Below are 6,832 nucleotides of genomic sequence, written 5' to 3'. Positions count from 1 at the left end.
TATAACCATGACAGACCCAACATGGGGAACAGCGGGCTAACCCCCGCCCAGAAACTAAAAACAGCTGCCTGAATTCTCATTCAATGCCCCACTAAAAATGGGGGGATTACCAATTTTTCGAGATCGTTTGTTTTTATGCCTACATTTTACCTTCAGCCTCTGGAAGTGTTTATTTGTGGGTAAGTAATATGACGGCTACTATCAATAATCGCAGATTCAGTAAGGTGCGCGGGAACGGCATCCGTCATGGACAGAATATGAAAGACTGTCACCCCGTGGGCCAGAAGATAGTCAGTAACGATGCGCCTGTGACAGCGCCACCAGAGCACCTCCGCGCACATGATCGCAACAGTTGCCTGCTGTCCCGCCTCGATAAGCCGGGCAAGACCTCGGTGAAAATCTTCTCCAAGCGCATAATCCGCATAATTATGAAAACTCTGGACACGCCAGAATGCGTTGGTCTCCGCAGGCATCGTCTTCGACCGTGGCCGTCGTCCACCAAGCTCTGGAAAATGACTATATCCGATCCCCTGTGCCGCCAGTTCCGGCTGGAGACTGGTGCCATCATAGTCTCGATTACGCCGGGAATACGGAAAAGCCCTCACATCCGCGATCAGTGTCACGCCATAATGACGCAAAAGCGCGATAAAATCAGATAGCGCAAGCGTGGAATGCCCAATGGTGTAGAATGGATGACAAGAAGATGATCTTGCCTCCCCTGCGAGGTTCACATTGGATACGGAGTTTTCCATGCCGTCACAAACTTTCCAGATCGGAGACATCGTATCTTGGAACTCGGAAGCGGGATACGTCAGTGGACGGATCAAAGCCATTCATACGGCGCCCTTTCTGCTCAACGGCTATCAGCATCACGCGACGGCAGAACACCCTCAATATGAAATAGAAAGCCTTAAAACCAGTCATATCGCCTTTCACAAAGGCACGGCCCTTACACTTGCTGAGTGACTGGATCATCTCCTGAGCCAGCATCATGTCTGCGCCGCAATATCCATCAATGTAGAGACAGACGGATTGGCTGAGGTGATCGGAGCACAGAGCACCACATCCAGCGTCGGGGTGACAGACGTGAGTGTCGCAATAAGCCTCTCATGACAGAGATCATCTGGCCCAATCACTCTTTTATTGGCGCGCACATGCTCTGCTCTCATGGTAATCCCCCCATAAAAAGAGTGACTTTTGAATGAGAATTTTCTCAGCGTAAGAATTGAGGAGATTCTGATGAAGAGTGATCGCTTTACTGACGCCCAGATCATGGGTGTGATCCGCCAGGCTGAGGGCGGTGTCCCGGTTCCTGACCTGTGCCGGGAGCATGGGATTAGCAACGCCACGTTTTACCGGTGGCGCGCGAAATATGGCGGCATGGATGCTTCGATGATCAGTCAGATGAAGGCTTTGGAAGAGGAGAACCGTCGGCTGAAGCGCATGTGTGCGGATTTGAGCATGCAGACGGATATCCTGAAGGAAGCCCTTGGAAAAAAATGAAGCGGCCAGCCCAGCGCCGGGAACTGGCCGCACAAGCTGTGGCGCATCATGGGGTCAGCATTGCGCTGGCCTGTCGGATTTTTGGGATATCCGAGACCTGCTTTCGCTATCGTCCGCGACTGGCAGCGGAGAACGACAGGATTGCCGCTCTTCTGGTGGGACTGACCCAGGCTCACAGGAGATGGGGATTTGGTCTGTGTTTCCTGTATCTGCGCAATGTGCAGGGACAGCTCTGGAATCATAAGCAGACCTTCTATATCGGCGACGCAAGCCAGGCCGCCAGTTGCCGGACCATGGATCTGGCGACACGGCCGGCGCCCAGCAGCGTGGCGGATGCGGGCCCACACCAGGAGCCATAACCCAGCAGCCAGAGACGTGGCTCCCTGACGGCCTGCTGCCCGTTAACACGGATCAAGCCGTCCGGCTCGATCACGTCGAGTGATGCAAATACACCGAGCGCGGGTCGGAAGCCGGTACACCAGATGATCCTATCGATGGCTTCTTCCCGCCCGTCGGGCCAGACGACGCCCGTCGCCGTCACACGTACAAACGGGCGCACCGCGTGGAGCACGCCTCGCTCCCTGGCGGCGCGCACAGGTGGGACCATGACGATATCGCCAAAGCCGCTGGTGGGCATGGCCGACGGGCCGCCGAGAACGCGAGCGGTCGCCCGCTCGAACAGGACCCGTCCGTCCACGTCATCGGGCAGAAAGATGGGATCATGCAGCGTGACCCATGTTGCCTGAGCGACAAGCGACAGCTCCGCCATAATCTGTGCCCCGGAGTTGCCCCCACCCACCACCAGTACACGTCGGCCGGCAAAGGGCGCGGCATTCCGGTAATGGCTGGAATGGAGTTGCGTCCCGCCGAAGAGGTCACGCCCCGCGACATCGGGAACAAAGGGGGCTGACCACGTACCGGTCGCCCCGATAACCGCACGGCCAAGAAAATCACCCGCGCTGGTTCTGACAGTCAGAAGTTTTCCGTTCGCGCGCTCCACACACTCGACCATGACCGGACGGCGGATCGGCGGCGCATAGCGCGCCTCGTAGCGGTGCAGATAGTCCAACACCTCGTCACGGGTCGGATAGCCGCCATCCGGCGTGTCTGGCATCGGCCAGCCGGGCAGCGAACTGTAGGACGCGGGTGAAAACAGATGCAGGGAGTCCCAGCCATGCACCCATGCACCACCCGCCTGCGTCCCGTTATCAAGAATGACGTAACGCAGTCCGGTCCGTCGTAGAAAATACGACGCGGCGAGGGCCGCCTGACCGCCTCCCACGATCACAACATCGAACTGTTCCGCCATTGCCCGGCTCACAGACTTTCCGGGAGACGGAATTCCGCCTTGCGTTCGCTGTAGCGATCAACGAGGTAGTCGGCCCGGTCGCGCAGCAGCCATGTGAACTTCATCAGCTCCTCCATGACATCTACCATCCGGTCATAGAGGGGGGATGGCTTCATCCGGTCATCGTCACCGAACTGGGTATAGGCCATCGGCACGCTGGACTGATTGGGGACGGTGAACATCCGCATCCACCGGCCCAGCACCCGTAGGGCATTGACGGAATTGAAGCTCTGCGATCCGCCCGAAACCTGCATGACCGCCAGCGTGCGGCCCTGCGTCGGGCGGATCGAGCCTTCCGTCAGGGGCAACCAGTCGATCTGGTTCTTGAACACGGCAGTGATGTTGCCGTGCCGTTCGGGGCTGCACCAGACCTGGCCTTCAGACCAGATCGAGAGTTCCCGCAGTTCCCGCACCTTCGAATGACTTGCGGGCACGGAATCCGCTACCGGCAGGCCGGTCGGGTCGAACACCCGTGTCTCGGCCCCCAGCACCTTCAGGATGCGTTCTGCCTCAAGCACCAGCAACCGGCTGAAGGATCGGGGGCGTAAAGAGCCATAGAGCAGAAGGATACGCGGCGGATGGTCCACACGCGGTTGCGGTTCCAGCCGCGCGAGATCGACCTGTTCAAGATATTCGGGGTGAAGGGCCGGCAAGTCAGGTTCAGTCATTGTGATATCGGTCCATTCATGCATTACGGCTGGCTGATTAGAGGCAGCCACAGGGCCAGCGCCAGGAGTGTGACCAGCAGGACGGGAGGTGTGATCACCAGACCCACCTTCATATATTGCCCCCACGTGACCCGATGGTTCCTGGACGCCAGCACATGCAGCCAGAGCAGTGTCGCGAGACTGCCGATCGGCGTGAATTTCGGCCCGAGGTCGCAGCCGATGATGTTGGCATAGACCATCAGGTCGCGTGTCAGCGGCGTGATGTCGTGCGCCTGCTGGATCGCCAGTGCCCCGACCAGCACACTCGGCATATTGTTCATGATGGACGACAGAACAGCCGCCAGAAAGCCGGCGCCGATGGTGGCGATGAACGGCCCCTGATGGCCAAGCCAGACCAGTGCGGCCGCAAGGTAGTCGGTCAGCCCGGCATTGCGCAGGCCATACACCACCAGATACATGCCCAGCGAGAAGATCACGATCTGCCATGGTGCGCCCATCAGCATCTTGCGAACAGGGATCACCCGGCCATATCCGGCGACGAGCAACAGGGTTCCGGCGGCCAGACAGGCTACAACACAGACCGGGATATGAAACGGCGCTGTCAGGAAATAGGCCGCCAGAACGAGGACCAGCAGCGGAAATGCCGCCCGAAATACATGGTGGTCACGAATTGCCGCAGCGGGTGCTGGCAGTTCGGCGACGGGATAGGTCGCAGGCACCTGCCGCCGGTACCACAGCCAAAGCACAGCCAGCGTCGCGCCCAGCGCCACCAGATCGACAGGGACCATGATCGCGGCATAGCGATCAAACGCAATGCCAAAGAAATTGGCGCTGACGATGTTCACCAGGTTGGAAATGACAAGCGGCAGGCTGGTGGTATCCGCGACGAACCCAGTGGCGATAATAAAGGCCAGCGCCGCGCCATGGCTCAGGCGCAGTTGCGTCAGGATAGCGATGACAATGGGCGTCAGCAGCAGCGCCGCGCCGTCATTGGCGAAAACCGCTGCAATGGCCGCTCCCAGCACCACGATCAGCGGGAATAGCGTCCGGCCTCGCCCTTTGCCCCAGCGTACGACGTGCAGGGCGGCCCAATGGAAGAACCCTGCCTCATCCAGCAACAGCGAGATGACGATCAGCGCGATAAAGGTGAAGGTCGCGTCCCAGACGATGTGCCAGACGACAGGAATGTCATGCCAGTGGATCACGCCAGCCGCCAAGGCCACGGCGGCACCTGCCATTGCGCTCCAGCCGATGCCCAGCCCCCGAGGCTGCCAGATGACAAAAACCAGCGTGACAACGAAAAGCAGAAGAGCCAGCATCAGGAGATCCGCTTTCCGGATTCATCGACGATCTTCTCGCCGTCCTCTTTGACGAAAGCGCCCCGCTGCGGGTTGGGCAGGATTTCCAGAGCCGCCTCGGACGGACGGCAGAGCGCAACACCGAGGGGGGTGACGACGATCGGCCGGTTCATCAGGATCGGGTGTGCGATCATGGCGTCGATCAGCGTATCGTCCGTCAGGGTCGGATTATCGAGGCCGAGCTCGTGAAAGGGCGTGCCCTTTTCCCGCAGGACCGAGCGCACCGGAAGCCCCATACGGGCGATCAGATCGACCAGTTCGGCCCGGCTCGGCGGCGTTTTCAGATATTCGATGATCCGGGGCTCCTCGCCGCTGTTGCGGATCAGTGCCAGCACGTTGCGCGACGTGCCGCAGGCCGGGTTGTGGTAGATCGTGATGGTCATGGGCAGGATTCCCGGGATGGGCAGCAGGAGGACAGGTTCGCGACCAGGGGCGCGCAGAGTTCGGGGCTGCCCGCACAGCAGTCTCTTACGAGGAAGAGCATCAGGTCGCGCAAGCGCGGAAGGCGCGCACGATAGACGATCAGCCGGCTGTGGCGCTGCGAGGTCAGCAGGCCGGCACGGGTCAGGGTGGCAAGATGGGCCGAGATCGTGTTCTGCGGGACATCGAGATGCCGCGCGACGTCTCCGGCGGGTAGTCCGTCCGGTTCGTGGCGCACCAGCAGGCGGAAGATCTCCATTCGCGTGGACTGCGACAGAGCGCTCAGGGCAGCGAGGGCAGATTCTGTATCCATAAATCGACGATCACGGATATATTGGATGAAGTCAACACTACCGAGGACATGCCTCGTTCAAAACCTGGAATACGGTGTCACACGCCGAACAGGCGGCCGATTCCGCCCGTGACGATCATCGCAACAATACCCCAGAACGTCACACGCAGTGCTGGCCGCAGAGGCGCCGCGCCGCCGGCAAGCGCGCCGACGACGCCCAAAACGGCGAGAACCACGACCGAGGTCAGGGACACGCCCCAGGATACCCACGCGACAGGGGTCAGAACAGCTGCCAGTACGGGCAGCAAGGCTCCGGACGAAAAGGCGGTTGCCGAGGCGAATGCCGCCTGTATGGGTCTTGCCGCTGTGGCCTCGGACAGACCCAGTTCATCCCTGGCATGAGCACCGAGCGCATCATGTTTCATAAGGGCGACGGCGACCTCGTGTGAGAGGTCTCCATCCAGTCCTCTTTTCTGATAGATCCCGGCCAGTTCGGCGACCTCCCCCTCCCAGTCCATGGCCAGCTCCTGTTTTTCGCGGGCGATGTCGGCATGTTCGGAATCGGCCTGGGAACTGACCGAGACATACTCGCCAGCCGCCATGGACAGGGCGCCCGCGACAAGCGCGGATAGTCCCGCGATGAGAATGCTGCCGCGTGTCGCATGAGAGCTGGCAACGCCGACGATGAGGCTGCCGGTCGACAGCGTTCCGTCATTGGCGCCGAGAACGGCCGCGCGCAGCCACCCCAGTTTCTCGACGGCATGGCGTTCGGCCAGAGGATGGAGACGCGACATAAGGTGACCTGTTGCTTCTGATAAATACAAACCAGATTTAGGCCCCTGTTTTTGCCACGGCAATAGGCATTTTATTCTGATATTGCGAGCTATTTTCAATAGTATTTATATTTTCGTAAAATATTCTCTGTTCAGAATCCTGTCAGGTAAGCATGATATGGAAGTGAATCCAGGGTTCCTTTTCACCGAGACGCATATGCCTTGTTCAACGCCGGACATTACCGACACCCTGCGCTACGACAGGCCGACGATCGTCCTTCACTGGACCACCGCCTTTCTGGTGCTGCTTCAGTTTGCTCTTGGCGAAACCTGGAACTGGCCGGCAAAACCCGTCCATCATCTGGAGGGTTCTAAAAACCCCCTGGTTTTGAGGTCTTCTGTATGATTCTATTTCTTCTGCGTTGATTGAGGGAATGGCGATATGAAGCAGTCTGGTTTCTTTGATGTTG

Annotated in this window: 10 protein-coding genes and 1 pseudogene; 2 read left to right on the top strand and 9 right to left on the bottom strand. The window is 59.2% G+C overall.

Annotated elements, in window-relative coordinates; translation table 11 throughout:
- Positions 1-152 precede the first annotated feature (152 nt).
- Positions 153-752, bottom strand: coding sequence for a DUF488 domain-containing protein (locus GOB87_RS16020; RefSeq protein ID WP_035366892.1), 600 nt, complete (start codon positions 750-752; stop codon positions 153-155).
- Between GOB87_RS16020 and GOB87_RS16015 the strand changes: the two genes are divergently transcribed.
- Positions 751-966 (top strand): hypervirulence associated TUDOR domain-containing protein, encoded by a 216-nt coding sequence (locus GOB87_RS16015; RefSeq protein WP_166319033.1) that lies wholly within the window; start codon positions 751-753, stop codon positions 964-966. The genes GOB87_RS16020 and GOB87_RS16015 overlap by 2 nt on opposite strands.
- A 23-nt stretch (positions 967-989) precedes the next feature.
- Here GOB87_RS16015 and GOB87_RS16010 read toward each other — a convergent pair whose 3' ends face one another.
- Positions 990-1,169: a hypothetical protein gene (locus GOB87_RS16010; RefSeq protein ID WP_003631413.1), complete on the bottom strand. Its 180-nt coding sequence runs from the start codon at positions 1,167-1,169 to the stop codon at positions 990-992.
- A 70-nt stretch (positions 1,170-1,239) separates the two neighbouring features.
- On the opposite strand from GOB87_RS16010, the pseudogene GOB87_RS16005 reads away from it, so the two are divergent.
- Positions 1,240-1,763: pseudogene (locus tag GOB87_RS16005) on the top strand (transposase); the annotation flags it as partial.
- On the opposite strand, the gene GOB87_RS16000 reads toward GOB87_RS16005, so the two are convergent.
- The 7 genes from GOB87_RS16000 to GOB87_RS16670 all read right to left on the bottom strand — a co-directional run.
- On the bottom strand, positions 1,757-2,812 hold the full coding sequence (locus GOB87_RS16000; protein WP_007397880.1) for an ArsO family NAD(P)H-dependent flavin-containing monooxygenase: 1,056 nt from the start codon (positions 2,810-2,812) through the stop codon (positions 1,757-1,759). The pseudogene GOB87_RS16005 and the gene GOB87_RS16000 overlap by 7 nt on opposite strands.
- 8 nt (positions 2,813-2,820) lie before the next feature.
- Positions 2,821-3,519 carry an arsenical resistance protein ArsH gene (arsH, locus tag GOB87_RS15995; RefSeq protein ID WP_025440028.1) on the bottom strand — a complete coding sequence of 233 codons (699 nt, stop codon included), beginning with the start codon at positions 3,517-3,519 and terminating at the stop codon, positions 2,821-2,823.
- A gap of 23 nt (positions 3,520-3,542) precedes the next feature.
- Complete coding sequence (locus GOB87_RS15990; RefSeq protein WP_166319030.1) at positions 3,543-4,838, bottom strand: arsenic transporter; 1,296 nt, start codon at positions 4,836-4,838, stop codon at positions 3,543-3,545.
- Positions 4,838-5,260: an arsenate reductase (glutaredoxin) gene (gene arsC, locus GOB87_RS15985; RefSeq protein ID WP_010510570.1), complete on the bottom strand. Its 423-nt coding sequence runs from the start codon at positions 5,258-5,260 to the stop codon at positions 4,838-4,840. The genes GOB87_RS15990 and arsC overlap by 1 nt, the downstream gene beginning before the upstream one ends.
- Entirely contained in the window at positions 5,257-5,610 is a 354-nt protein-coding gene (locus tag GOB87_RS15980; protein ID WP_026019860.1) for an ArsR/SmtB family transcription factor, read from the bottom strand. The genes arsC and GOB87_RS15980 overlap by 4 nt, the downstream gene beginning before the upstream one ends.
- A gap of 77 nt (positions 5,611-5,687) precedes the next feature.
- Entirely contained in the window at positions 5,688-6,383 is a 696-nt protein-coding gene (locus GOB87_RS15975; RefSeq protein ID WP_166319027.1) for a VIT1/CCC1 transporter family protein, read from the bottom strand.
- 205 nt (positions 6,384-6,588) lie between these two features.
- Positions 6,589-6,832: hypothetical protein (locus tag GOB87_RS16670; RefSeq protein WP_206752351.1), on the bottom strand; the 244-nt coding region annotated here is incomplete at its 5' end.

This window comes from Acetobacter estunensis (genome assembly GCF_011516945.1).
Lineage (GTDB): Bacteria > Pseudomonadota > Alphaproteobacteria > Acetobacterales > Acetobacteraceae > Acetobacter > Acetobacter estunensis.
The sequence above is the reverse complement of the archived record's forward strand: the minus strand, read 5'-3'. Positions and strand labels throughout refer to the sequence as shown.